The sequence below is a fragment of the Spirillospora sp. CA-294931 genome, from assembly GCF_050946795.1.
GTDB lineage: Bacteria > Actinomycetota > Actinomycetes > Streptosporangiales > Streptosporangiaceae > Spirillospora.
Genome location: NZ_CP192006.1, coordinates 6,841,379 through 6,864,029, shown reverse-complemented (window position 1 = coordinate 6,864,029; position 22,651 = coordinate 6,841,379). Strand labels below are relative to the sequence as shown.

Below are 22,651 nucleotides of genomic sequence, written 5' to 3'. Positions count from 1 at the left end.
CCGCCCGCATGAGCGAGGAGAGGCAGCAGATGCGCAGTTCCACCCGGGTGCTGGTCATCGGGGGAGGCCCGGCCGGCTCGACGGCCGCCACCCTGATCGCCCGGCAGGGCTTCCAGGTCACGCTGCTGGAGGCGGCCACGTTCCCGCGCTACCACATCGGCGAGTCGATCCTGCCGTCCGCGCTCCCCGTCCTGGACGTGCTGGGCGTCCGGGAGAAGGTCGAGCGGCACGGGTTCGTCCGCAAGGGCGGCGCCTACTTCGAGTGGGGCCCGGAGAACTGGGATCTCGACTTCGACCACCTCGCGGGACCGGACGGGTACAGCTTCCAGGTCATCCGCTCGGAGTTCGACCAGCTGCTGCTCGACCACGCCAGGACGCAGGGCGTGGACGTCCACGAGGGCATCGGGGTCCGCGAGCTGACGTTCGAGGGCGAGCGTCCCGTCGCGGCGCGGTGGTCCAGGACGGCCGACCGGGACGACGGCGGCACGATCGGGTTCGACTTCCTGGTCGACTGCTCCGGCCGCGCCGGGGTGATGGCCACCAAGTACCTGCGCAACCGCCGCTACAACGAGGTCTTCAAGAACATCGCGACCTGGAGCTACTGGCGCAACGTCACGCCGCCAGGCAAGGGGCCCGAGGGCGCGATCGTCGTGGCCTCGATCCCCGACGGCTGGTTCTGGGCCATCCCGCTGCACGACGGCACCTGGAGCGTCGGCCTGGTCGCCAAGGCCGACCGTTTCGCCGAGGCCCGCGAGCGGCTCGGCGGGCCGGAGGGCGTCTACGCCGACGCCATCGCCCGCTGCCCCCGCATCGCCGGGATGCTGGCGGGCGCCGAGCGGGTCGCGGACCTGCGGGCCGAGCAGGACTACTCCTACGTTTGCGAGCGCTTCGCCGGGCCGGGCTTCGTCATGGCGGGCGACGCGGCCTGCTTCCTGGACCCGCTGCTGTCGACCGGCGTCCACCTGGCCACGTTCAGCGGGATGCTCGCGGGGGCCAGCGTCGGCAGCGTCCTGCGTGCGGAGTTCGATGAGCGCGAGGCGCTGGCGTTCTACTCCCAGGCGTATCGACAGGCGTACGAGCGTCTGCTCATCCTTGTGTCGTTCTTCTACCGGAGCTTCAGCCGCGAGTCCCAGTTCTTCGAGGCGCGGAAGCTGACCCGACGGGAGCGGCACATGCTGAGGCTGTACGAGTCGTTCCTGTACGTGGTGTCCGGTGTGGAGGACGTCGAGGACGCCAAGGACAGCGCCCTGGACGCCGTCGCGGCGCGGCTCCGCCAGTCGGGGCAGGCCCTGGCGGGCGAGAACGAGGCGATGGCGACCATGCCCACCTCGGAAGCGGACGCCGTCGGCGGGGTCTACCTGACGTTCGAGCCCCGGCTCGGCCTGCGGCGCCGCAGCGGCGCGGAGGAGCCGGTCCGGGCATGACCTACGTCATCGCGCAGCCCTGCGTGGGAGTGAAGGACGGGTCGTGCGTCCTGGTCTGCCCCGTCGACTGCATTCACCCCGCGCCGGGCGAGCCCGGCTTCGACCGGAGCCCGCAGCTCTACATCGACCCGCTGGAATGCATCGACTGCCACTCCTGCGCCCAGGCGTGTCCCGTGGACGCGTGCCTGCCGGAGGAGGACCTTCCCCCGGAGTGGGTGACCTCGCTCGACGTCAACGCCGCCTACTTCACCGAGAAAGGGACCCCATGACCGAGCCCACCCCCACCCCCGGCGACTACGGCCGGGAGGAGGCCGACGAGTTCTACCTTTCACCCGCGGAGGCCGACAAGCTGCTGGCCGCCGCGCCCTGGCGCCGGTTCGCGGTGCTCGGCGACAGCCTGGCCGAGGGCCTGGGCGAGGACTCGCCCGGCTACCGCAGCCTGCCGTGGGCGGACCGGACCCGAGAGGCCCTCGCGCGCCGCGAACCCGAGCTGGCCTACCTCAACCTCGGCCTGCGCGACCTGATCGCGTCCGAGGTGCGCGAACGGCAGCTCGGCGCCGCGATGGAGTTCGAGCCCGACCTGGTCGCCGTGGTGTGCGGCGGCAACGACATGTTCCGTCCCGGCTTCGACCCGGCCGCGGTCGAGGCCGAGCTCGACGGGATCGTCGGACCGCTGCGCGCGACCGGCGCCGACGTCGTCACCTACGGCCTGATGGACATCACGCTGGCCATCCCGGAGATCGCGGCGCTGCGACCGCAGCTGGAGGCGCTCAACGAACGGATCCGCGCGGTCTCGACACGACACGGCGCGCTCCTGGTGGACATGTGGGAGCACCCCGGCTGCGCCAGCCGGGACATGTTCAGCTCCGACATGATGCATTCCTCCATGCGCGGCCACGCCCTCCTGGGCGCCCAGACAATCCGCCGACTGGGCGAACGCCTGGCCTCCGAGTGAACGGCCGGACGGCATGAGCGGGAGGGCGTCGTGGTGAGTGCGGGTGACCGGAGTGGGGCGACGTCGGCGGTCAGTGAGAACTGGCGGACCAACCGGCGGCTCGCCGCGATGTGGGATCGCGGGGTGAAGAGCCGTCCCGTGGCCCTGGTCTACGGCGCGCTGGTCTTCGCCACCGACAACCGGCGCATGTACCGGCACATGGACGCGGTCGCGGAGGCGGCCGACGGCTCGGCGATCCTCGACGTCCCGTCGGGCGGCGGTGTCGTGCTGCGGGCGCTGCGCCCGGGACGGAACCTGCGCTACGTCGCGTGCGACATCTCCGCCCTCATGCTGGACCGCGCGCGAGCCGAGGCGTCCGGGCTCGGCCTCGACTATGTCGAGTACGAGGAGGCCGATGCCACTCGGCTGCCGTTCGGGGACGGGGAGTTCGACGTGGTGGTCTCCTACAGCGGCCTGCATTGCCTGCCCGATCCGGGGGCGGCGGTGCGGGAATGGGCCCGGGTGCTGCGGCCGGGCGGGACGGTCAGGGGGAGCGTGGTCGTGCGCGGCGCGGCCTTCCTGCCGGACCGGTTCATCGACCTGTGGGTGCGGATGCGGATCCTCGACGTGGTGACACCCGTCGACGGCGTCCTGCGCTGGTTCGGGGATGCGGGGCTCCGAACCGTCCGCGTCCACAGATCGGGCGCGATCCTCTACTTCGAACTGGAGAAGGATCGCGCCTGATCAGGGAGGACGGGGCCCGGCGGAGAACCGCCGGGCCCCGTCTTCTTTCCGGACCCGTGACGGTTTTGGGTTCAACTAGTTGACCGATCGTGCGCAATCCGCTTACTACGCGCCCTGACGCCATTGACTTAATAAAACGATCGTGCGTACAGTTTCCGCCGTGGACGTCTTGCTGACCGTCGAGGGTCTCTTCACCGGGACCCCCTCGCCGCTGCCCGGTGCCGGGCGCGGGGTGCTCAGCGCCATCGCCAAGCGGCGGGTCGCCGCCACCGAGGCCCACCTGGGCTGGACGCGGCTGGACGGCGACCGGCAGGCCGACATGGTGTCCCACGGCGGTCCCGACAAGGCCGTCTACATGTACCCGTCCGGCAACTACGACTACTGGCGGTCGCTGGGCTACGACCTCGCCCCCGGCGGGGTCGGCGAGAACGCGCCCGTCACCGGGCAGGACGAACACGACGTCCGCATCGGCGACGTCTGGGAGTGGGGCGAGGCCCGGGTGCAGGTCTCCCAGCCCAGAAGCCCCTGCTCCAAGCTCGCGGCGCACACGGGGCGCAAGGAGATCACCCGGCACATGATCGAGAGCGGCCGCACGGGCTGGTACCTGCGCGTCCTGCAGCCCGGGTTCGTCCCCGTCGAAGGCGTGCTGCGCCTGCTCTCGCGCGACCGCTCCGCGCCGACCGTCCACGAGCTGTTCAGCGCCTCCTACGCGCGGGACGACGACCCCGGCGGCCTGCGCGAGATGGTCGACACCCCCGCGCTGGCCGAGCAGTGGCGGCTCAGCGTCCAGGGCAGGCTGGCGCGGGCGGTGTACCGGTGACCACCGACGGGCGCCTGGTGCGCGGCGACCACACCCGGCGCCGCATCCTCGCGCGCGCCATGGACATCGCCTCGGTCGAGGGCCTGGACGGCCTGTCGATCGGTCGCCTGGCCACCGAGCTCGAGGTGAGCAAGAGCGGCGTCTTCGCCCACTTCGGCTCCAAGGAGGAGCTCCAGCTCGCCGTGATCCGCGCCGCCAAGGACGTCTTCGCCGAGCGGATCGTCCAGCCCGCCTTCGCCCACCCGCCCGGCGCCCGCCGCCTGGTGGCGCTGGTCGAGGGGTGGATCTCCTACTCCGAGCGCCGCATCTTCCCGGGTGGCTGCTTCTTCTACTCGGTCGGCGCCGAGTTCGACGCGCGTCCCGGACGCGTGCGCGACGCCCTGGCCGAGGCCCGCCGCGAATGGCTCGGCCTGAACGCCCAGACCATCCGCGACGCCCAGCAGCTGGGCGAGCTCGACAAGGGGGTCGGGCCCGGCCAGCTCGCCTTCGAGCTCGACGCCTTCGCCGCCGCCGCCAACTCCGCCGCGCTCCTGCTCGACGACGCCGCCTCCTACGACAAGGCCCGGACGGCGATCCGCTCGCGCCTGCGCGGCATCGCCACCGACCCCGGCCTCATCGAGCAGCCCCCGGCCGCCGTCCCCCCACGCGCCGGAAAGGAGGCCCCCCGGTGACGACGGAAACCGAGCCCGCGACCTCGAACCCCCAGAAAGAGGTCAGCCCCGGACTGGTGCTGGCGCTCTGCTCGGGCGCGACGTTCATGGCCTTCCTCGACCTCGCGGTCGTGAACATCGCCTTCCCCGACCTGCTGGCCGACTTCCCCGGCACCCGCACCGCCACGCTCACCTGGGTGGTCAGCGGCTACGCGGTCACGTTCGCCGCCTTCCTGACCCCGGCGGGACGCCTGGCCGACACCCTCGGCCGCCGCGGGGTGTTCGTGGGCTCGCTCGTCGGTTTCACGCTGGCCTCGCTGGTGTGCGGCGCCGCGCCCGGCCCCGAGGTGCTCATCGCCGGACGCCTGGCCCAGGGCGCCTTCGCCGCCGGAATGATCCCCGCCGCGCTGGCGCTGATCATCTCCAACATCCCGTTCGAGCGGCTGATCAAGTCGATCGGCGTCTGGGCGGCCGTCGGCGGCTTCTCCTCGGTGGTCGGCCCGATCGTGGGCGGCGTGCTGGTCGACGCGTCCGGCTGGCGCTCGGTCTTCTGGATCAACGGGCCGATCGGGCTCGTCCTGATCCTGGGCTCGCTGGCGGTGCTGCCCGCGCACCGGCCGCCGGAGGGCAGCAGGCTGCCCGACCTGCTGGGCAGCCTGGTGCTGGTGACCGGCATCGCGGCCGTCGTCGCCGGGCTCACCGAGGGCGAGCGCTGGGGCTGGGGCAGCGTCCGCACGCTCGCCCTGCTGGGTGGCGGGCTGCTGCTCGGCCTGGTCGCGCTGCTGCGCTCGCGCGGACACCGGGCCCCGGCGATCGAGACCGCCCTGTGGAAGAGCCGACGCTTCGCGGTCACCAACCTGGCCGCGCTGGTCTTCGGCACCGCCATGTTCGCCTGGCTGCTGACCGGGCCGCTGCTCACCACCAAGGTCTGGCAGTGGAGCATCATGGAAAGCGCCGGAGCGCTGACCATCGGCGCGGTGGCGTCCATGGCCGCCTCGATGGCGGCCGGACGGGTGAGCGACGCCACCCGGCACCGCTGGGTGATCGCGCTCGGCGCGCTGCTGTTCGCCGCCTGCAACGCGATGATGACCTCCGACCTGTTCGGCACCGAACCCCGGTTCTGGGACGCCTGGGTGCCCGCGAGCCTCCTCGGCGGCGCCGGGCTCGGCCTCGGCGTGACCGGCCTGTCCGCGGCCGCCGCCACCGCGCTGCCGCCGCTGCGGTTCGCCGCCGGTGTCGGCATGAACATGACGGCCCGCCAGCTCGGCGGCGCCCTGGGCATCGCGGCCACCGCCGCGCTGATGGCCTCCGGCGGCGGCGCCGGGACGATCGGCGCCTACCACGACGTCTACCTGGCCTGCGCGGCCGTGGCGATCCTGTCCGCCCTGGTGGCCGTCGTGCTCCCCGACCCCTCCCCGCCCAAGGAGGGCTGAGACCCCGCTCCAGGCCCCGGCGCACCCCCGTGGCGCCGGGGCCTCTTTTTTTGAAATCCCGGCCCGCTGCGCTCGCCTGGCGGCTCGCTGTGTTGATTGAAATCCTGGCCCACTTCGCTCGCCTAGCGGCTCGCTACGTGACCACGATTTTGCGATTGCTGCATCGCTTCGCGATCTCGCCGGGAAGCTTCGCCTTCGGCTCGCTTCCCGCTCATTGACGCAATCGCGCGCGGGGCTGGGGTTTCAGCGTTGAGTGTGGTCGGCCGTGGCGTGGGCGCGTAGGTGGGTGAGGGCCTGGTGCTGGGTGAAGGACGGGACCTTCAGGTCGGCTTCGCGGGTGCCGTAGGGGTCGTGGACGAGGGTGATCGTGCCGGACTCGTCGACGGTGCAGGTGCGGCCGTGCGGCCATTCGCCGAACACCAGGCCGGAGAGCCGGTGGGCCGCGCCCTGTCTGAGCACCGGGAGCACCGCGTCGCCGTCCGGGCCCGGCGCGCTGATCCAGTACGCGGTGGGCAGGCCGGTGCCGCGTGCGGGGCTCAGGTCGGGGTTGGCGCGCTGGGCCTCGTCCATGAGCATTTCGAGTTCCAGGTGGCGTGCCGCGTCAGTGAGGCGTTCGCATACCTGGAGGCGCGGCCCGAGGGACTTGATCAGGGCCTCGTCGGCTTTGTCGTCGAACAGGCGGCGGAGTTCGTCTCTGGACAGCACCACGGTCGCGTCCGGGTCGTCGCCGGTGACCAGTTCGACCAGGACGGCGCGCAGGAAGCCGCCCGTCCCGGGGCCGATGACGCCGAGGCCGCCGGAGCGGGCCAGGTCGAACGCCGCCGAGGCCGCGGTCGGCGCGACCGTCGCGGCGCGGGGACGCGGCACGACCGCTGTGGCCCGGGGGAGCGCGGGGGCGGGACGCCGCATCCGCTGGTTCACCACGAAAGCGATCAGCAGCAGCCCGACCGCGACCGTGGCCGGGATCGTCCCGGGCGGCACCGAGGCGTCCGGTCTCGGTGCCGCGGCTCGGGCGGGTGGCGGGCTCCACGAGGGTGTGGGCGCGGGCCTCCGCGGTGTGGCGGTGACGGTGATGCGCGGGCCGGGTTTTAGGACGCTCTTGCGAGGTGCCTTGCGCGGTGCCGCCTTCTTGGGTGCCTTCAGTTTCGGCCGCTGGGGTTTCGCCTGCTTCTGGCGGCGTGCGGGCGGGCGGAACGCGCGGCGCAGGTCGGGACGGTTCGCGGTGAACTCCGAGCGCAGGTGGCGGCAGAACGCGGCCGGGTCGAACACCGGCGACGCCGTCCCCCTGAGCCCGGGGCAGCCCGGGCGCGCGTGCGCGGCCGGGGCCCCGGTGAGCAGCAGCGCTAGCGCGGTGACGGCGCCCGCCTTTCCCAGCTTTGCCCATGTGGTCACTGGTGGCCACCTCCCCCGATGGTCGGTGACCGATGTAACCAGCGGGCGGCCTCCGGGGCGCGCTTCCCGGTCGGCGGGTCGGCGGTCGACACCGATCCGTGACCGGGCGAACACGTCAGGCGTAACGCCTGGCCAGGGTGTGGAAGGCCAGCTTGGGCTCCCAGCGCCCGGTGCGGGCGTAGTCGGAGCGGACCTTGACGATGCAGTGGCTGGCGATGTCCTGGTCGTACAGCGGGTCGTCGGTGTGCGGGGTGTCGGGGCTGCTGAAGTTGTAGACGAACGCGCCGGACACGCCCTCGGCCTCGTAGATGTCGAGCAGCTCGCCGATGTGCTCGGCCTGGACGCGCTCGTCGCGCACGAAGCCGGGCTTGACGCGCGGGGGCGGCGGGTCCTCGTCGATGACGCCCATGAAGCCCTCGCCGCCGCGCTTCTCCGCGCCCTTGTAGGTACAGCACCCGAACTCGGTGATGAAGACGGGCTTGCCGTGGCTGTGCAACTCGCGCACCTGCCGGACGTAGGTCGCCTCGTTCTTGGCGTCCCGGTAGAGGTCGACGCCGACGATGTCGAAGTCGGTCCAGACGACCTTCTCCCATTCGCCCGAGCTGTAGGTCAGCTTCCCGCCGAAGACCTCGCGGGTGGTCTTGACGGCCTTGGGCAGGAAGGCGTTGAGGCGCTCGTTGTAGCCGTTGGAGATGGGCTTGCTCAGGTTCGCCCCGCGCTCCATCCAGTCGGCGCCCGGGACGAGGCCCTGCATGAAGATCGTGAGTTCGCAGCCCACGGAGATCCCGACCTTCGGGTGGCGGCGGCGCAGCTTCTCGGCGGCGCGGCCGATCTCGGTGAGGAACTCCAGCGTCCGCTCGGGGGTCTGCTCGAACTGCCGCGCCTCGATCCACACGTAGAGGCCCTCGCCGGCCGCGAGCCGGGCCGCCTCCATCAGGCGGCGCACGTCCGAGCCGAGCAGGAGGATCGCGTTGCAGTGCAGGTCGCGGCGGATGGCCTTGATGTCGCGGCGGACGTAGGAGAGTTTCCACGTCTCGCGTTCGGTGTCGTAGTTCACGCCCTTGTGGGCCAGGGCACCGGGGCGGCGCCGCTCGGCCGCCGCGGCGCGGACCGCGTCCGACGGGGACGCGCAGCCCGCCGCGGCGACGGCCGCCATGGCCGCCGTCGCCGCGATCAGGGTCCGGCGATCGATCGGAACGGGTGTCATCGGAGATCTCCTCGCCTGGTGTTACCGGTGGTGCCGCCCGGTGGAGAGTCTCGTCGCGCGCCCGTCGGCGTTCATCGGCCGATCGGCCGTGCCGTCCCGACCAAAGTCGCGGGGTGGCGCGTCACTGGTCGGGGGCGTCCTGGAAGCGCGGGGCCTTCAGGTTCACCAGGCTGTCGAGCTTGTGGACGCGCTCGTCGTGCCCGATCTGGCGCAGCAGGTCGCCGACGGTGTCGTAGGCGCCGTACTCCTCGGCGTAAGTGCGGGGCGCGGGCGTCCGGTCGAACTCCGGGTTCTCGGCCACGAAGCTCATGTACTCGTGCTCGGCGTGGTCCTCGAAGTCGGCGTTGAGCCGGTAGCTCCATTCGGGTTTGACCAGGAACAACAGCCAGGACACGTGGTAGTAGAAGAACGCCACGATCCAGGGTGCGAGCCGGTGCAGCAGGAACGACTGCTTGTGCCCCTCGCGCTGGACGAGGTCCTGGAGGATCAGCAGGTGCCACTGCTCGTTGTCCTGCTCCTCGCGGGTCTCGACGATCCGGTCGTGGATCCGCTTGGCCAGGTCGGAGCGGGTGCGGTGGCGGGAGAGCGAGTGGTAGCCCACTCGTTCCCACGCCTGGTAGGGGACGCGGGCGATGAACTCCAGCATGGTGAACTTCACCAGCGTCCGGCGGCGGCCGTACACCAGGTCCATCTGTTTGAAGAGCATCCGCGCCATCAGGCTGTAGCGCAGGCGCGGGGTGTCCAAGGTCTCGATCTGGGCGGCGCGCAGCTCCCAGGGCGAGAGCTTGGGCGGTCCGGCGTGGGTCGCGGTCTGGGGGTGGGGGAGGGTGGCGGTGGTCATGTCGGTTCCCGTTCGTCGTCGCGGTCGGTCGAGCTGGTACCGATCCTGCGCGTGCGGCACGGGCCGGGGCATCGGCTGGGAAGAGGCACCTGATCTACGTCTGGAGAGGGCGTCGGGGTGCCGCCGGATGCGTCGCGGGGCGTAAGGGATTCCCCTAGGGGATCACGGGACGAGGCCGTGCGCGACGGCCAGATCGAGGGCCGCGCCCGCGGCCGGGGCGAGAAGGTCGTGGTCGGAGCGCCCGACGTAGCGGAACTCGTCGACCTCGCCCGTCGCGCTCATGCTCCCCTGGTAGGACGCGGTGAAGCAGGCCATGCGCACGCGGGAGTACGCGGGCTGGTCGTGGGCGTCGGCGCGGATGACGCCGAGCTCGCGGAAGGTGGCCGGGTCGAGTTCGACCCCCAGCTCCTCGCGTACCTCGCGCGAGAGCGCCGTCCAGTCGTCCTCGCCGGTCTCGCGCTTGCCTCCGGGGAGGTACAGCCGGTCGCGGCCGCGGGCCCGGACGGCCAGCATCCGCCCGTCCACCACCTGGATCCACGCGACGACGTCGAGTTCCTGCCCGCTCATGTGACCCCAGTCCGAAAAACGAAGGACGCGGGACGGCCGAACCTGGCGACGGCCGACCCCTGGTTGACCGCGACCCCCAGCAGGCCCGAGGAGTCGACCCAGACCAGCGCGCCGCCCTCGGCGACCCCGCCGTAGGTCGCGGCGAAGGCGAGCCGTTCGGTCCGGGGCGCGCCGTCGGCGTCCGTCCAGCCCAGCTCCAGCGGATCACCGTACTGGAGCGTGCCGAGCGCCGTGACGAGATCGTCGCGGTCCGCGGCGAGGATCAGGCTGCCGAAGCGGTCGGCGTACAGGACGGGGGCGTCGAGCCGTCCGGCGCTCACCACCGGGTCGGGGAGGGGGAGCCGCACCAGCGTCTCGGGCTCGGCGGACGGGCCGAGCGCGGCGACGTCCAGGCCCCGGGCCAGATGGGCGGCGGCGGGGGAGAAGATGTCGCGCCCGTGGAAGGAGGTGGACACGTTGGGCAGCCGGTAGGCGGGGTCCTCCAGGACGTGCGCCCGGGTGACGCCGCCCAGTTCGTCGGCGGCGGGGATCAGCAGACCGTTGTCGGGGCCGACCAGGACGTCGCCGCGCCCGGTCGCGATCGCCACGGGACGGCGCGCGGTGCCCACACCCGGGTCGACGACGCCGACGTGCACGCCGACCGGGAGGTAGAGGAGGCCCTGCCGCAGCAGGAGGGCGCCCTCGACGACCGCGTACGGGGTCACGTCGTCGTCCAGCACCAGCACGGTCGCCTCCGGGGCGAGGCGGTGGACGACCCCGGCGCAGATCGCGGTGTAGGCGGTGCCGAAGTCGGTGGTCAGGCTGACGAACGGGCGGTCGCTCATGGTGCCGTCCTACCCCAGCGCGACGGCCAGCCCGGCCACGCCCAGCAGGACGGTGACGCACGCGGTGAGCAGGACCGAGCCGGGGTCGGCCACCGGCTCGCCGCGGGCGAGCCTCCCGGCGCGCCGCCCGTGCTGGCGGTGCGCGCGCCGGAACTGGAGGGCGGCGGCGCAGCAGACGGCGGCGACGCCCAGCGCCGAGGCCGCGGCCGAGGGCGCCAGCCGGACGCACGCCAGCCCCGCCCCGATGAGGGCGAGCGTCGTCCTGGACCAGGCCAGGCTGGTGCGCTCGTGCTGCGCGCCGGGGTCCCAGAGGGTCACGGCGTGACCAGCACGACCACGAGCAGGACGACGGCGCCCAGCGCCAGCCCGTAGGCCATCACGGGCGCGAGCGCGGGCGGCGGCAGGGTCTCGTCGCGGCGCAGCGCCCGCTCGGTGCGCAGCCAGCGCCGGAACGCCATCGCGGCGATCAGCGCGCCCGTCCCGGCCATCGCGCCCGCCAGCCCGTGCCGCAGCGGCGCGGCGATCAGGTCGCCGGCCAGGGCGACGCCCACACCCGCGGCGATCACCGCCAGCGCGGTGCGGATCCAGGCCAGGAACGTGCGCTCGTTGGCGAGGCTGAAGCGGGGGTCGGGGTCGCTGCCCTCGGCCAGCAGCCGGTCGGTCCACCGTCCGCCCGGTGGGTCGGTCGCGCTCATTCGGAAATCACTTCACGCCTTCGTTTCGGGGGCGGCCCCTATGGTACGTGACGCGTGTTTTGTCGCCGAATCCGGCGCCGAATGCAGAATTCCGACTTGCCATGCCTGAATTGGTGTCCGTGCAGGTCGGAGTCCTAGTCGGTGCCGAAACGGCGCGCGGACGCGTTTTCCTGGGCGAGCCTGTGCAGGGCCGTGAGCACCTGCTCGTAAAGGACCGTGGAAACGAGCATGGAGTGGACGGTCCGGGCGCGCGGGGCGTCGCCTCCGACGCGTCCGATCTCGTGCTCGGCCACCTCCGTGGCCGCCGACACGTACGGGCGCAGGTCGGTGAGCGTGATCGGGAAGCCCAGGCGGCGCAGCGCCACGAAGGTCTGCGCCAGCAGGTCGCGGGCGGGGGCGTGCTCGGAGACGTGCCAGCCGAGCTCGCCCACCAGGGCGTCGACGTCCTCGCGCGCGGCGCGCCAGTGCGGGTCGTCGGGCGGGGTGACGTGCGGGCCGATCGCGTACTGGGTGGTGCCGAACAGCTCGTGCAGGCCGACGTCCGGGTCCTCGACCGAGGCGAGGATCTTCTTGATGGCGGCCACGGGCAGGTCGCCGACCTCGCGCAGCGCGCGGATGAGCCGCAGGCGCTCCAGATGGCTCTGGTCGTAGTCGGCGCGGGTGGCCCCGGCGGACGTGCCCTTGGGAAGCAGGTTCTCGCGGATGTAGAACTTGATCGTCTGCACCGTCAGGCCGCTGCGGTCGCTGAGCTCGGAGATCTGCATCTCCCCACCTCCACCACTGGATATTAGCGCTATCCAATGGTTGGATAGTGTCACTATCCAAGGAGTGGAGGAGGCGCCGTGTTCACCGTCGTCGAGGCCGGGCGCGCCTACGGGCTGGACGCGACCCTGGACGCGAAGGGGCGCCTGCTCGCGCCGATCGACCGTCCCCTGCTGGGCTGGAAGCGCGAGCCGCACGGCTGGTGCCGGGGCGACGCCTGCGTTCCCGCCGTCCACGCGGCCCGCGCCGAGACCGGCGACCGCGTCGACGTGGCCGCCTTCGTCGAGCTGACCGGCGGGACCGCCGTCCTGGACGCCGACGAGCGGCTGATCGCCGTCACCGTGGCTCGCGCCCATGCCCGCCTCGCCGTCCGGCTGGTCCGCGCGGGCAAGGACGCCGCCGCCCGCCGCCATCTGGAGCCGCCCGCCGCCATCTGGACGCGGCCGCCGCGCTGGCGCCGCACGACGTGGCGATCCGCCGGGGCCTGATGCCCCTCCTGGGAGAGGACCCCTTCGGCGACGCCTGCTTCGCCCTCCGCGACGAGATGGAGCGCGACGGCGTCGCCCTCTACCGTCCGTTGCCCTGACCGGTGGCCAGGCGGAGATCGTGCAGGGAGCGGCCCGCCCGCAGGCGCCGTCCCGGTGCGGGGCCGTCCAGCGGCACGTGGGCGGTGACGGTGTCGCCCGGGGGCGCCTCGACCACGGCGAAGCCCACCAGGTGCGGCGGCTCCCCGTTGTCCTCGGCATAGACCTGGACGACCTCGCGGCCGGGACGCTCGCCCGCGTTGCGGACGACGACCTCGGCCTTGTCGTCGCCCGGGACGCTCATCGCGACGTACTCCCAGGTGGTGTAGCCCAGGCCGTGCCCGAACGGGTAGGCCACGTCCGCCGGGTCGTAGTGCCGGTACCCGATCGCGGTGCCCTCGGAGTACTCCAGCGTGCCGTCCTCGGCGGGCAGCGGCGACAGCACCCCGGTCTCGGTGGCGGGGAACGTGGTCGGCAGCCGCCCGCCCGGCTCGGCCGCGCCCGCGAGGACCTCGGCGATCGCCTCGCCGCCCTCCTGGCCCGGCAGCCAGGCCCACAGGACCGCGGCGACCTCGTCCCGCCAGGGCATCAGCACCGGGGCGCCCGCGTTCACCACCACGACCGTGCGCGGGTTCACGGCCGCGACGGCCGAGACCAGCTCGTCCTGGCGGCCGGGCAGGGCCAGCGTGGTGCGGTCGAAGCCCTCGCTCTCGACCTCGTCGGTCGTCCCGACCACGACGACGGCGACCTCGGCCTCGCGGGCCGCCTCGACCGCGGCCGCCAGCTCCTCGTCCTCGGGCAGGACGGGCGCTTGGTAGCCGATCCAGAACACGGCGGCCTCGAACGAACCGGGCCGGTAGGGATGCCGGACCTCGACGGGGACGGCCTCCCCGATCCTCAGCTCCACCTCCACGCGGTGCTCGGGCGGGCGCGTCAGCGTCTCGACCGCGTCGACGCCCGCGAACGCGTGGTCGACGGCCGTCCGGGTGTCGCCCACGCGGAACTCGTAGTGGCCGGAGCCGTCGATCGAGAACGTGTGGACGCCGTCGCGCTCCGGGGCGATCCCGGCCCGCGCCACGATCTCCGCCGTGCCCTCCGGGGTACTTCCCAGCAGGACGTAGTGCGCGGCGAGCCGGTGCTGGGAGTCGAGCACCGCGCCGCCCGCGTCGAGGAACTCCAGGCGGAAGCCCGGCTCGCCGCTCTCGGGGTCGGTGGCCAGGGCGAGCGGCAGCGGCGCCAGCCGCTCATGGGACCGGACGCCGGTCCGGACCTCGATCCGGGTGGCCTCGCCCATCACCCGGCGCAGCCCCTCCTCGGGCGTCACGGTGTGGGTCGGGTTGACGTGCGCGCTCCCGCCGCCCTGGAACCCGAACCGGACCGCGTTCGGCCCGATCAGCGCCAGCGTCCGGGGCGAGTTCAGCGGCAGCACCCCGCCCTCGTTGCGCAGCAGGACGCAGGCGCGGGCGGCCAGGCCGCGCAGCTGGAGACGCGCGTCGGGCGGCGTGGCCACCGGGGGCGGCCCCGGATACCCCTCCAGCGCCCCGACGCGGGCGGCCAGCCGCAGCACGCGCAGCACCTTGTCGTCGACCAGCTCCTCGGCCACCCGTCCCGCGCGGACCGCCTCGGCCAGCCGGTCGCCCCACCGGCTGTGCCGGGTGCCGGGCATCTCCAGGTCGGTGCCGCCGTTGGCGGCGGCCTCGGTGGAGCGCACGGCCGTCCAGTCCGACACCACGACGCCGTCGAAGCCCCACGCGCCCTTGAGCAGGTCGATCAGCAGCGGCCCGTTCTCGGTCATGGGCGCCCCGTTGACCTGGTTGTAGGCGGCCATCACCATCCACGCGCCCGCCTCGACGGTGGCGCGGAAGGGGCGCAGGTACAGCTCGTCCAGGGTGCGGCCGTCGATCCGCGCGTCGTAGGACATGCGCGCGGTCTCGGAGTCGTTGCCCACGAAGTGCTTGACCGCCGCCGCGACCCCCGTGGACTGGAGCCCGGTCACGAAGGCCGTCGCGATCCGCGCGACCAGCAGCGGGTCCTCGGAGTAGTTCTCGAAGTGCCGCCCGCCGAGGGGAGTGCGGTGCAGGTTGATCGTCGGGGCGAGCTGCACGTGGACGCCCTTGTCCCGTGCCTGCGCGCCGTTCAGCCGTCCGACCCGTTCGGCCAGGTCGACGTCCCACGTGGCGGCCAGGGCCGTGGGGTTGGGGAACAGCAGGCCGGGCTCGCGCTCGTCCCAGGCCGTGCCCCGGACGCCGCTGGGGCCGTCCGACATCACGATCCGGCGCAGGCCCACTTCCTGGACGGGGTGCAGCGTCCAGAAGTCCGCCCCGGTCAGCAGCCGGACCTTCTGCTCCAGCGTCAGCCGCGCCAGGCGGCGGCGCAGATCGGCCTCGTCGACGGTCGTCACGGGCGGGCCTCCAAAACGGACTCGGCGGTCGAACGCTCCGAGGGGTTGTTACCCGTTAGTGGTTGGACCGGCGCATCGAGTCGGAGATCTTCTCGGCGGCGGCCGCGACCGGACCGGCGTGCAGGCGTCCGGGGGAGCGGGTCAGCCGCTCCAGCGGCCCCGACACCGAGACGGCGGCGATCACGCGTCCGCCCGCGCCCCGGATCGGCGCGGAGACCGAGCCCACGCCCTGCTCGCGCTCGCCCACGCTCTGCGCCCAGCCCCTGCGGCGCACCGAGGCGAGCGTCGCGGCCTCGAACTTGGCCCCGCGCAGCCCCCGGTGGAGGCGTTCGGGCTCCTCCCACGCCAGCAGCACCTGGGCCGCCGAACCCGCCGTCATCGGCAGCGCCGCGCCGACCGGGATGGTGTCGCGCAGCCCGCTCGTGCGCTCGGCCGAGGCCACGCAGACCCGCACGTCGCCCTGGCGCCGGAACAGCGAGGCGCTCTCGCCCGTCAGGTCGCGCAGCTGCGCCAGGACGGGCTGCGCGATGGCCAGCAGCCGGTCTTCGCCCGCCGCCACCGCCAGCTCCGCCAGGCGCGGCCCGAGGATGAACCGGCCCTGGAGATCGCGGTGGACGAGCCGGTGGTGCTCCAGCGCGACGGCCAGCCGGTGGGCGGTCGGACGCGCCAGTCCGGTGGTCTGGACGAGCTGCGCCAGCGAGGCCGGCCCGGCTTCCAGGGCGTTCAGCACGAGAACCGCTTTGTCAAGTACGCCGACTCCGCTAGAGTTGTCCATGTCTTGATATTGCCGTCTCGTAATTTGAGATGCAAGTCGAGGTCCGATTCCGAACGGGCGCACCGTTGCGTCCAGACGACAGATGGGTGGGAGCGATGGGCCGCACACTGGCCGAGAAGGTGTACGACGCGCACGTCGTACGAGGTGCCGAGGGCGAACCCGACCTGCTCTACATCGATCTTCACCTGGTGCACGAGGTGACCAGCCCGCAGGCGTTCGACGGGCTCCGCCTGGCCGGGCGCAAGGTCAGGCGCCCCGAGCTGACGATCGCCACCGAAGACCACAACGTCCCCACGACCGACCTGCTCGCCCCGATCGCCGACCCGGTGTCGCGCACCCAGGTCGAGACCCTCCGCAAGAACTGCGCGGAGTTCGGCATCCGGCTGCACCCCATGGGTGACGCCGGGCAGGGCATCGTCCACGTCATCGGCCCCCAGCTGGGCCTGACCCAGCCGGGCATGACCGTGGTCTGCGGCGACTCGCACACCTCCACCCACGGCGCCTTCGGCGCCCTGGCCTTCGGCATCGGCACCAGCGAGGTCGAGCACGTCCTGGCCACCCAGACCCTCCCGCAGATCCGTCCCAAGACCATGGCCGTCACCGTCGAGGGCGCCCTGCCCGAGGGCGTCACCGCCAAGGACCTGATCCTGGCGATCATCGCGCGGATCGGCACCGGCGGCGGCCAGGGCCACATCATCGAGTACCGGGGCGAGGCCGTCCGGTCCCTGTCGATGGAGGGGCGGATGACCGTCTGCAACATGTCCATCGAGGCCGGAGCCCGCGCGGGCATGATCGCCCCGGACGAGACGACGTTCGCCTACCTCAAGGGCCGTCCCCACGCGCCCCAGGGCGCCGACTGGGACCGCGCCGTCGAGTACTGGGAGTCCCTGCGCACCGACGACGACGCCGTCTTCGACACCGAGGTCGTGATCGACGCCGCCGAGCTGACCCCGTTCGTCACCTGGGGCACCAACCCCGGCCAGGGCCTGCCCCTGGGCGACTCGGTCCCCGACCCCGCCTCCTTCACCGACCCGGCCGCCCGCCAGTCCGCCGAGCGCGCGCTGGACTACATGGGCCTCACCGCGGGCACGCCCCTGCGCGAGATCGAGGTCGACACCGTCTTCGTCGGCTCCTGCACCAACGGCCGCATCGAGGACCTGCGCGCCGTCGCGGACGTCCTGTCGGGCCGCCGCGTCGCCGAGGGCGTCCGGATGCTGGTCGTCCCCGGCTCCATGAAGGTCAAGAAGCAGGCCGAAGAGGAGGGCCTGGACGCCGTCATCTCCGCCGCGGGCGCCGAATGGCGCGAGGCGGGCTGCTCCATGTGCCTGGCCATGAACCCCGACAAGCTCACTCCGGGCGAGCGCAGCGCCTCGACGTCCAACCGCAACTTCGAGGGCCGCCAGGGCCCCGGCGGCCGCACCCACCTGGTCTCGCCCGCCGTCGCCGCCGCCACCGCCGTCACCGGCCACCTGGCCGCGCCCGCCGACATCCGCGGCGAAGCGAGGAATGTCGGCGAAGCCTTTGCCGGGGAGTCTGAGGGGTCGTCCCCTCAGAGCCGAATCGACCTGTAAGGAGCCGGAATCCATGGAAGCCTTCACCACCCACACCGGCCGGGCCGTCCCGCTGCGCCGCAGCAATGTCGACACCGACCAGATCATCCCCGCCGTCTGGCTCAAGCAGGTCAGCCGCACCGGCTTCGACAAGGGGCTGTTCTCCGCCTGGCGCGAGGACCCGGCCTTCGTGCTCAACCGTCCCGAATACGACGGTGCCAGCATCCTGGTCGCCGGACCCGACTTCGGCACGGGATCGTCCCGCGAGCACGCCGTCTGGGCCCTCCAGCAGTACGGCTTCCGAGCCGTCATCGCCCCGCGCTTCGGCGACATCTTCCGCAACAACTCCACCAAGATGGGCCTGCTCCCGGTCGTCCTGCCGCCCGAGGCCGTGGAGACGCTCCAAACCCGGGCCGAACAGGACCCCACCAGCGAGATCACCGTGGACCTCCAGGCCCGCGAGGTCCGCTCGGGAGACCTCACCGTCCCCTTCGACATCGACGACTACACCCGCTGGCGCCTCCTGGAGGGCCTGGACGACATCGGCCTGACCCTCCGCCACGCCGAGGACGTCACAGCCTTCGAACAGGCCCGCCCGGCCTGGCTCCCGACCACGGTCTGAGGGCCCCGAGCGACGAGCGCGTCTCCGCACAGAGGACAATCGCCGTGTGGAGACACGCTCGAACGCTGGAGGGATCCTCGTGAGCACGGCCCCGTGGACCGGACCCGAGTGGGACGACCCGGAGCTCACCCGGCTCGCACGACAACTGCGCGACGCCCACCGCCTGGTGGCGCCGCTCCCACCCGAGCCCCGCCGCCGCCTCATCAGGCACCTGCTGGCGATCACCGACCTGGCCAAACGCGACGCCGGACTGGCCGCCCGCAGGCTGGACGCGTTCCTGGCCGATTTCCATGGGACGGCGGGTCCCCGCTAGCGTGCAGGGTGGCCGGATCCGGTCCGGCGCCCGGGCGAGACGGGGGTACAACCGACAAAATCGACTGCGACACGGGAACTCTTGCGTGCAGGTGATTGTGTCGGCCCTAAGGGTCCCTTAGTTTCGTTCGGGCAAGGGGGGAACTAGAGGAGTAACCCATGAACAAGCGTGAGCTGGTCGACGCCATCTCTGACCGGCTGGGCAGCAAGAAGGCCGCAGCCGAGGCCGTCGACGCGATCCTGGAGACGATCCAGACTGCTGTCGCCAAGGGCGACAAGGTCGCGATCACGGGGTTCGGTTCGTTCGAGAAGGCCGACCGGCCTGCCCGTACGGCCCGTAACCCCGCAACGGGCAAGACCATCAACGTTCCCGCGACGTCCGTGCCGAAGTTCAAGGCGGGCGCCGACTTCAAGAACCTGGTGGCCGGCAAGAAGTAGCAATTCCAAGAGCGCCCGCCCTGCCAAAGGGGCGGGCGCTCTTGCCTTCCCGAGCCCGTTCAGCCGGTGGGGATCTCCAGGTCGAGGTGCCGCAGCTCCTCCGGGTCGGCGATCAGGTCGATCGCGGTGATCCTGCCGTCGGCGACGGTGAAGTCGAACACGACGCGCGGCCTGCCGCGCGGCGCCCAGACGGCTCCGGCGGCGCCGTCGACGAGGGCCGGTCGAGCGGCCTGGGCCCGTCCGCAGAACTGCCCGGCCACGGCCTTCGCCCCGAGGAGCTCCCCAGGTGCCCCGGCCCGCGTCGCGTTGTCGTCCGCGCGCAGGACGACGTCGGGTTCGAGGAGGGCGATCAGCGCGTCGAAGTCGCCCTCGCGGGAGGCGGCCAGGAACGCCCGCACGAGCGTGTTCCGCCGGGCCTGATCGGTGTCGGGCGCCGCGCCGGCCGCCTGGACCCTGCGGCGCGCACGGCTGGCGAGCATCTTCGCGGCGGCCGGGCTGCGTCCCAGCACGGCGGCGACCTCGCGGAACGGCACGGCGAAGACGTCATGCAGGACGAACGCGAGCCGCTCGGCGGGAGTGAGCGTCTCCAGCACCACCAGGAGCGCGAGGCCGACCGCGTCGGCCTGCAGGGCCTCCTGCTCCGGATCGTAACCGGCGGCCGCGATGCCGACCGGGCCGTCGAGGGGGTCCTCGCGCCGTGCCGTCCGGGAGCGCAGCATGTCCAGGCAGATGCGGCCGACGACCGTGGTCAGCCAGCCGCCGAGGTTCTGCACTCGGTCGCCGGCCGAGCGGTTCAGCCGCAGCCAGGCCTCCTGCACGGCGTCGTCGGCCTCCGGGATGGAGCCGAGCAGCCGGTAGGCCACCGCCCGCAGTTGCGGCCGGTGGGCCTCGAACCCCTCAGCCAGCCAGTCATTTTCGTCCATCGTCGCCTTCCTCGGCAGCGTCCCGTTACAGCAATGACGAAGCAGACGCGGTCGAGGTAACAACGCGCGAAGGCCGTTACCTTCCTCGGCCGCGCTCCGTCATGGCCGTGACGCACCTCGCCGGCCTCGTCCGCGTGGTGCCTGGGAAGCCACTGATGGAGGGTGTGAAGGTTGACAGAGCCGATCATTGAAGCCGAAGGGCTGGTGAGGCGCTTCGGCAAGGTCGAGGCGCTGGCCGGGCTCGATCTGGTGGCCTACGGCGGGCAGGTCACCGCCGTGCTGGGTCCCAACGGCGCGGGGAAGACGACGTTCGTCCGGTCCGTCGCCACGCTGATCCGCCCGAACGCGGGGAGCCTGCGCGTGGCGGGCATCGACGTCGCCCGCCACCCCGAGCGGGTGCGGCGGGTCATCGGCCTGGCCGGGCAGTACGCCGCCGTCGAGCCGACCATGACGGGACGGGAGAACCTGCGGATGGTGGCGCGGCTGTTCGGGCACTCGCGGCGGCAGGCGGCCGCGAACACCGACGGGGTGCTGGACCGGCTCGGGCTGCGGGACGTCGCCGACCGCCAGGTCAAGACCTACTCCGGGGGACTGCGGCGGCGGCTCGACCTGGGTGCCAGCCTCGTGGGCGCGCCTCGCCTGCTGCTGCTGGACGAGCCGACCACCGGGCTGGACCCGCGCAGCCGCAACGGCCTGTGGGATTCGATCCGCGACCTGGTGGCCCTGGGCACCGACGTGCTGCTCACCACCCAGTACCTGGACGAGGCCGACCAGCTCGCCGGCCAGGTGGCGATCATCGACCACGGGCGGGTCATCGCCGACGGCACCCCGGCCGAGCTCAAGGCCCTCGCCGGGCAGGACATGATCGAGGTCCACGCGCACCGTTCCGCCGACCTGCCGAGCCTGGCACGGGCACTGGGGTCGATCGGTTCGGGTCCGCCGCGCGTCGACGCGGGCACCAACCGGGTCAGCGTCCCGGTCGCCGGTGGACGGTCCGCGATCGCGTCCGCGACGCAGGCGCTCGGCGGGCTGGACGCCGAGGTCGACGACATCGGCTTTCGCCGCCCGACGCTGGACGAGGTCTTCCTCACCCTGACCGGGGCCCCGGCCCGAACCCCCGAAGGCGAGACCGGTGCGGCCTTGAGCCCCGCCGCCAAGGAGAACCGATGACGGACATGGGAATCGCGACCACCACCAGGACCCAGCCCCTCGCGGCACCCGTCCGGACCGCGAGCATGTACACGACCGCCATGGAGGTGGCCACGCGCCTGCTGCGCAAGTACCTGCGCTCGCCGCAGCTCCTGGTGATGAGCCTCGCATCGGGAACGATCTTCGTCGTGCTCTTCCGCTACATCTTCGGCGGGGCCATCGACTTCGGCCGGGTCCCCTACGTCGACTTCCTCATCCCCGGCATGGTCATGACCAGCGTGCTCATCGCCGCCCCCGGCACCGCGGTCGGGGTGGCCGAAGACGGCGAACACGGGTTCTACGACCGGCTGCGCTCGCTGCCGGTACCCCATATCGCGCTGCTGAGCGGCCGCGCGCTGGGCGAGTCGGTCATCGTCGCCTGGTCGGTCGCCATCACCGCCGCGATCGGGTTCGCGGTGGGCTTCAGGCTGCACGGCAGCGTCGCCGAGGCGCTGGCCGCCTACGCGCTGTGCGTTGTCTGCGGCTTCGCCTTCATCTGGATGTTCATCTGCGTGGGCCTGGTGGCCGGGAACGCGCAGAGCGCCCAGGGCATCTCGACGGTGGCCTACCCCCTGATCTTCATATCGAGCGCCTACGTGCCCGTCGGCACCATGCCCGGCTGGATGCGGGTGATGGCCGAGCACCAGCCCGTCACCGTCATGTGCAACGCGGTGCGTTCGCTCGCGCTGGGCGACCCGGCGCTGGCGGGCCTCGCCCACACTACGACGTACTGGGTCACCCTCTCCCTGCTCTGGTCGGCCGGAATCGTCGCACTCTTCGCCCCCCTGGCCATCGCCCTCTACCGCCGCGGGACCTGATTGACAGGCAAGCGGGAACTTGCCTATGGTTCGAGATATGGGGGACGTGTTCAAGGCCCTGGCCGACCCGACGCGCCGGACGATTCTGGACGAGCTGACCGAGCGCGATGGGCAGACGCTCTTCGAGATCTGCGCGCGGCTGGGGGGCAGGCACGGGCTCGGGCTGTCGCGGCAGGGTGTCTCACAGCACCTGGACGTGCTCGAGGGCGCGGGGCTCGTCGAGACCAGGCGCGAAGGCCGGTACAAGTTCCACTACATCAACACCGCGCCGCTCGAACCGATCGTCGAGCGGTGGCTCGGGAAAGCCGGTGGGAGCCGGCGGGAGGGGACGTCGTGAGGATCAACCTGGCCAGCGTGCTCGTGGACGACCAGGAGAAGGCGCTGCGGTTCTACACCGAGGTTCTCGGCTTCCGCGAGAAGCACAACGTGCCCGTGGGTGCCGATCGGTGGATCACCGTGGTGTCGCCGCAGGACCCGGACGGGACCGAGCTCGTGCTGGAGCCGGACGGGCATCCCGCGGCCAAGCCGTTCAAGGAGGCCCTGGTCGCCGACGGCATCCCGTACACCTCGTTCGCCGTCGACGACGTCCAGGCGGAGTTCGAGCGGCTGCGCGCGCTCGGCGTGCGCTTCACGCAGGAACCCGCGGACATGGGACCGGTCACCACCGCCGTGCTCGACGACACCTGCGGCAACCTGATCCAGATCGCCCACCAGGCCTAACCCACGCGGCCAAGGTCAAAATGGCGTGGGGTTGGTTTCGGCGGCTCTTATTGGGCTTTTTGTTGGTCTTTCGTGGGCCCGAAAAAT

Annotated in this window: 26 protein-coding genes and 1 pseudogene; 16 read left to right on the top strand and 11 right to left on the bottom strand. The window is 72.4% G+C overall.

Annotated features, from left to right (window positions below):
• Positions 1–29: 29 nt before the first annotated feature.
• From ACQPY4_RS31015 to ACQPY4_RS30985, 7 genes are all read left to right on the top strand, one after another.
• Positions 30–1,424 carry an NAD(P)/FAD-dependent oxidoreductase gene (locus ACQPY4_RS31015; RefSeq protein ID WP_433326862.1) on the top strand — a complete coding sequence of 465 codons (1,395 nt, stop codon included), beginning with the start codon at positions 30–32 and terminating at the stop codon, positions 1,422–1,424.
• A complete protein-coding gene (locus tag ACQPY4_RS31010; protein ID WP_433326860.1) occupies positions 1,421–1,693 on the top strand; it encodes a 4Fe-4S dicluster domain-containing protein in 273 nt (90 codons plus the stop codon). The genes ACQPY4_RS31015 and ACQPY4_RS31010 overlap by 4 nt, the downstream gene beginning before the upstream one ends.
• On the top strand, positions 1,690–2,379 hold the full coding sequence (locus ACQPY4_RS31005) for an SGNH/GDSL hydrolase family protein (protein ID WP_433326858.1): 690 nt from the start codon (positions 1,690–1,692) through the stop codon (positions 2,377–2,379). Before ACQPY4_RS31010 ends, ACQPY4_RS31005 begins: the two co-directional genes overlap by 4 nt.
• A gap of 30 nt (positions 2,380–2,409) precedes the next feature.
• Positions 2,410–3,102 carry a class I SAM-dependent methyltransferase gene (locus tag ACQPY4_RS31000; RefSeq protein ID WP_433326856.1) on the top strand — a complete coding sequence of 231 codons (693 nt, stop codon included), beginning with the start codon at positions 2,410–2,412 and terminating at the stop codon, positions 3,100–3,102.
• A 160-nt stretch (positions 3,103–3,262) separates the two neighbouring features.
• A complete protein-coding gene (locus tag ACQPY4_RS30995; RefSeq protein WP_433326854.1) occupies positions 3,263–3,922 on the top strand; it encodes an MOSC domain-containing protein in 660 nt (219 codons plus the stop codon).
• A complete protein-coding gene (locus ACQPY4_RS30990; RefSeq protein WP_433326852.1) occupies positions 3,919–4,593 on the top strand; it encodes a TetR/AcrR family transcriptional regulator in 675 nt (224 codons plus the stop codon). The genes ACQPY4_RS30995 and ACQPY4_RS30990 overlap by 4 nt, the downstream gene beginning before the upstream one ends.
• Positions 4,590–6,005 (top strand): MFS transporter, encoded by a 1,416-nt coding sequence (locus tag ACQPY4_RS30985; RefSeq protein ID WP_433326850.1) that lies wholly within the window; start codon positions 4,590–4,592, stop codon positions 6,003–6,005. The genes ACQPY4_RS30990 and ACQPY4_RS30985 overlap by 4 nt, the downstream gene beginning before the upstream one ends.
• A gap of 243 nt (positions 6,006–6,248) precedes the next feature.
• On the opposite strand, the gene ACQPY4_RS30980 is transcribed toward ACQPY4_RS30985, so the two are convergent.
• The 8 genes from ACQPY4_RS30980 to ACQPY4_RS30945 form a co-directional block, all read right to left on the bottom strand.
• The gene (locus ACQPY4_RS30980) at positions 6,249–7,397 is read right to left on the bottom strand and encodes a hypothetical protein (RefSeq protein ID WP_433326848.1); all 1,149 of its coding nucleotides are present in this window, start codon (positions 7,395–7,397) and stop codon (positions 6,249–6,251) included.
• A 115-nt stretch (positions 7,398–7,512) separates the two neighbouring features.
• Positions 7,513–8,604 (bottom strand): hypothetical protein, encoded by a 1,092-nt coding sequence (locus tag ACQPY4_RS30975; RefSeq protein WP_433326846.1) that lies wholly within the window; start codon positions 8,602–8,604, stop codon positions 7,513–7,515.
• A 121-nt stretch (positions 8,605–8,725) separates the two neighbouring features.
• The gene (locus tag ACQPY4_RS30970; protein WP_433326844.1) at positions 8,726–9,445 is read right to left on the bottom strand and encodes an alternative oxidase; all 720 of its coding nucleotides are present in this window, start codon (positions 9,443–9,445) and stop codon (positions 8,726–8,728) included.
• Positions 9,446–9,607: 162 nt separating this feature from the next.
• On the bottom strand, positions 9,608–10,012 hold the full coding sequence (locus ACQPY4_RS30965; protein ID WP_433326842.1) for an NUDIX hydrolase: 405 nt from the start codon (positions 10,010–10,012) through the stop codon (positions 9,608–9,610).
• Positions 10,009–10,836 carry an SAM hydrolase/SAM-dependent halogenase family protein gene (locus tag ACQPY4_RS30960; RefSeq protein WP_433326840.1) on the bottom strand — a complete coding sequence of 276 codons (828 nt, stop codon included), beginning with the start codon at positions 10,834–10,836 and terminating at the stop codon, positions 10,009–10,011. The genes ACQPY4_RS30965 and ACQPY4_RS30960 overlap by 4 nt, the downstream gene beginning before the upstream one ends.
• Positions 10,837–10,845: 9 nt before the next feature.
• Positions 10,846–11,154 (bottom strand): DUF202 domain-containing protein, encoded by a 309-nt coding sequence (locus ACQPY4_RS30955; RefSeq protein ID WP_433326838.1) that lies wholly within the window; start codon positions 11,152–11,154, stop codon positions 10,846–10,848.
• Positions 11,151–11,531: a YidH family protein gene (locus tag ACQPY4_RS30950; protein WP_433326836.1), complete on the bottom strand. Its 381-nt coding sequence runs from the start codon at positions 11,529–11,531 to the stop codon at positions 11,151–11,153. Before ACQPY4_RS30950 ends, ACQPY4_RS30955 begins: the two co-directional genes overlap by 4 nt.
• A 134-nt stretch (positions 11,532–11,665) precedes the next feature.
• Complete coding sequence (locus ACQPY4_RS30945; protein ID WP_433326834.1) at positions 11,666–12,295, bottom strand: MerR family transcriptional regulator; 630 nt, start codon at positions 12,293–12,295, stop codon at positions 11,666–11,668.
• A gap of 342 nt (positions 12,296–12,637) precedes the next feature.
• Here ACQPY4_RS30945 and ACQPY4_RS30940 point away from each other — a divergent pair.
• A pseudogene (locus tag ACQPY4_RS30940) lies at positions 12,638–12,879 on the top strand (TlpA family (seleno)protein); the annotation flags it as partial.
• Here ACQPY4_RS30940 and ACQPY4_RS30935 read toward each other — a convergent pair.
• Entirely contained in the window at positions 12,861–15,218 is a 2,358-nt protein-coding gene (locus ACQPY4_RS30935; protein WP_433326832.1) for a glycoside hydrolase family 3 C-terminal domain-containing protein, read from the bottom strand. The pseudogene ACQPY4_RS30940 and the gene ACQPY4_RS30935 overlap by 19 nt on opposite strands.
• A 55-nt stretch (positions 15,219–15,273) precedes the next feature.
• Positions 15,274–15,993 (bottom strand): IclR family transcriptional regulator, encoded by a 720-nt coding sequence (locus tag ACQPY4_RS30930; RefSeq protein WP_433326830.1) that lies wholly within the window; start codon positions 15,991–15,993, stop codon positions 15,274–15,276.
• 95 nt (positions 15,994–16,088) lie between these two features.
• Here ACQPY4_RS30930 and leuC point away from each other — a divergent pair, with 95 nt between their 5' ends.
• The 4 genes from leuC to ACQPY4_RS30910 all read left to right on the top strand — a co-directional run bounded on the left by leuC (position 16,089) and on the right by ACQPY4_RS30910 (position 18,915).
• Positions 16,089–17,564 carry a 3-isopropylmalate dehydratase large subunit gene (gene leuC, locus ACQPY4_RS30925; RefSeq protein WP_433326828.1) on the top strand — a complete coding sequence of 492 codons (1,476 nt, stop codon included), beginning with the start codon at positions 16,089–16,091 and terminating at the stop codon, positions 17,562–17,564.
• A 13-nt stretch (positions 17,565–17,577) separates the two neighbouring features.
• Positions 17,578–18,165: a 3-isopropylmalate dehydratase small subunit gene (gene leuD, locus ACQPY4_RS30920; protein WP_433326826.1), complete on the top strand. Its 588-nt coding sequence runs from the start codon at positions 17,578–17,580 to the stop codon at positions 18,163–18,165.
• A 79-nt stretch (positions 18,166–18,244) separates the two neighbouring features.
• Positions 18,245–18,478 carry a hypothetical protein gene (locus tag ACQPY4_RS30915; RefSeq protein ID WP_433326824.1) on the top strand — a complete coding sequence of 78 codons (234 nt, stop codon included), beginning with the start codon at positions 18,245–18,247 and terminating at the stop codon, positions 18,476–18,478.
• Positions 18,479–18,636: 158 nt separating this feature from the next.
• Positions 18,637–18,915 (top strand): HU family DNA-binding protein, encoded by a 279-nt coding sequence (locus tag ACQPY4_RS30910; RefSeq protein ID WP_433326822.1) that lies wholly within the window; start codon positions 18,637–18,639, stop codon positions 18,913–18,915.
• Positions 18,916–18,974: 59 nt separating this feature from the next.
• Here ACQPY4_RS30910 and ACQPY4_RS30905 read toward each other — a convergent pair whose 3' ends face one another.
• Complete coding sequence (locus ACQPY4_RS30905) at positions 18,975–19,838, bottom strand: sigma-70 family RNA polymerase sigma factor (RefSeq protein WP_433326820.1); 864 nt, start codon at positions 19,836–19,838, stop codon at positions 18,975–18,977.
• A gap of 171 nt (positions 19,839–20,009) precedes the next feature.
• On the opposite strand from ACQPY4_RS30905, the gene ACQPY4_RS30900 reads away from it, so the two are divergent.
• The 4 genes from ACQPY4_RS30900 to ACQPY4_RS30885 are packed head-to-tail and all read left to right on the top strand — an operon-like array spanning position 20,010 to position 22,564.
• Positions 20,010–21,008: an ATP-binding cassette domain-containing protein gene (locus ACQPY4_RS30900; RefSeq protein ID WP_433326818.1), complete on the top strand. Its 999-nt coding sequence runs from the start codon at positions 20,010–20,012 to the stop codon at positions 21,006–21,008.
• On the top strand, positions 21,005–21,844 hold the full coding sequence (locus tag ACQPY4_RS30895) for an ABC transporter permease (RefSeq protein ID WP_433326816.1): 840 nt from the start codon (positions 21,005–21,007) through the stop codon (positions 21,842–21,844). Before ACQPY4_RS30900 ends, ACQPY4_RS30895 begins: the two co-directional genes overlap by 4 nt.
• A 37-nt stretch (positions 21,845–21,881) precedes the next feature.
• Positions 21,882–22,181 (top strand): ArsR/SmtB family transcription factor, encoded by a 300-nt coding sequence (locus tag ACQPY4_RS30890; protein WP_433326814.1) that lies wholly within the window; start codon positions 21,882–21,884, stop codon positions 22,179–22,181.
• Positions 22,178–22,564 (top strand): VOC family protein, encoded by a 387-nt coding sequence (locus ACQPY4_RS30885; RefSeq protein ID WP_433326812.1) that lies wholly within the window; start codon positions 22,178–22,180, stop codon positions 22,562–22,564. Before ACQPY4_RS30890 ends, ACQPY4_RS30885 begins: the two co-directional genes overlap by 4 nt.
• The last annotated feature ends 87 nt before the right edge of the window (positions 22,565–22,651 follow it).

Coding starts and splice junctions, on each gene's coding strand:
- leuD (WP_433326826.1), top strand. CDS start 17,578: ATGGAAGCCTTCACCACCCACACCGGCCGGGCCGTCCCGCTGCGCCGC.
- ACQPY4_RS30890 (WP_433326814.1), top strand. CDS start 21,882: ATGGGGGACGTGTTCAAGGCCCTGGCCGACCCGACGCGCCGGACGATT.
- ACQPY4_RS30895 (WP_433326816.1), top strand. CDS start 21,005: ATGACGGACATGGGAATCGCGACCACCACCAGGACCCAGCCCCTCGCG.
- ACQPY4_RS30970 (WP_433326844.1), bottom strand. CDS start 9,445: ATGACCACCGCCACCCTCCCCCACCCCCAGACCGCGACCCACGCCGGA.
- ACQPY4_RS30945 (WP_433326834.1), bottom strand. CDS start 12,295: ATGCAGATCTCCGAGCTCAGCGACCGCAGCGGCCTGACGGTGCAGACG.
- ACQPY4_RS31005 (WP_433326858.1), top strand. CDS start 1,690: ATGACCGAGCCCACCCCCACCCCCGGCGACTACGGCCGGGAGGAGGCC.
- ACQPY4_RS30930 (WP_433326830.1), bottom strand. CDS start 15,993: ATGGACAACTCTAGCGGAGTCGGCGTACTTGACAAAGCGGTTCTCGTG.
- ACQPY4_RS30905 (WP_433326820.1), bottom strand. CDS start 19,838: ATGGACGAAAATGACTGGCTGGCTGAGGGGTTCGAGGCCCACCGGCCG.
- leuC (WP_433326828.1), top strand. CDS start 16,089: ATGGGCCGCACACTGGCCGAGAAGGTGTACGACGCGCACGTCGTACGA.
- ACQPY4_RS30910 (WP_433326822.1), top strand. CDS start 18,637: ATGAACAAGCGTGAGCTGGTCGACGCCATCTCTGACCGGCTGGGCAGC.
- ACQPY4_RS30975 (WP_433326846.1), bottom strand. CDS start 8,604: ATGACACCCGTTCCGATCGATCGCCGGACCCTGATCGCGGCGACGGCG.
- ACQPY4_RS31010 (WP_433326860.1), top strand. CDS start 1,421: ATGACCTACGTCATCGCGCAGCCCTGCGTGGGAGTGAAGGACGGGTCG.
- ACQPY4_RS30960 (WP_433326840.1), bottom strand. CDS start 10,836: ATGAGCGACCGCCCGTTCGTCAGCCTGACCACCGACTTCGGCACCGCC.
- ACQPY4_RS31015 (WP_433326862.1), top strand. CDS start 30: ATGCGCAGTTCCACCCGGGTGCTGGTCATCGGGGGAGGCCCGGCCGGC.
- ACQPY4_RS30965 (WP_433326842.1), bottom strand. CDS start 10,012: ATGAGCGGGCAGGAACTCGACGTCGTCGCGTGGATCCAGGTGGTGGAC.
- ACQPY4_RS30950 (WP_433326836.1), bottom strand. CDS start 11,531: ATGAGCGCGACCGACCCACCGGGCGGACGGTGGACCGACCGGCTGCTG.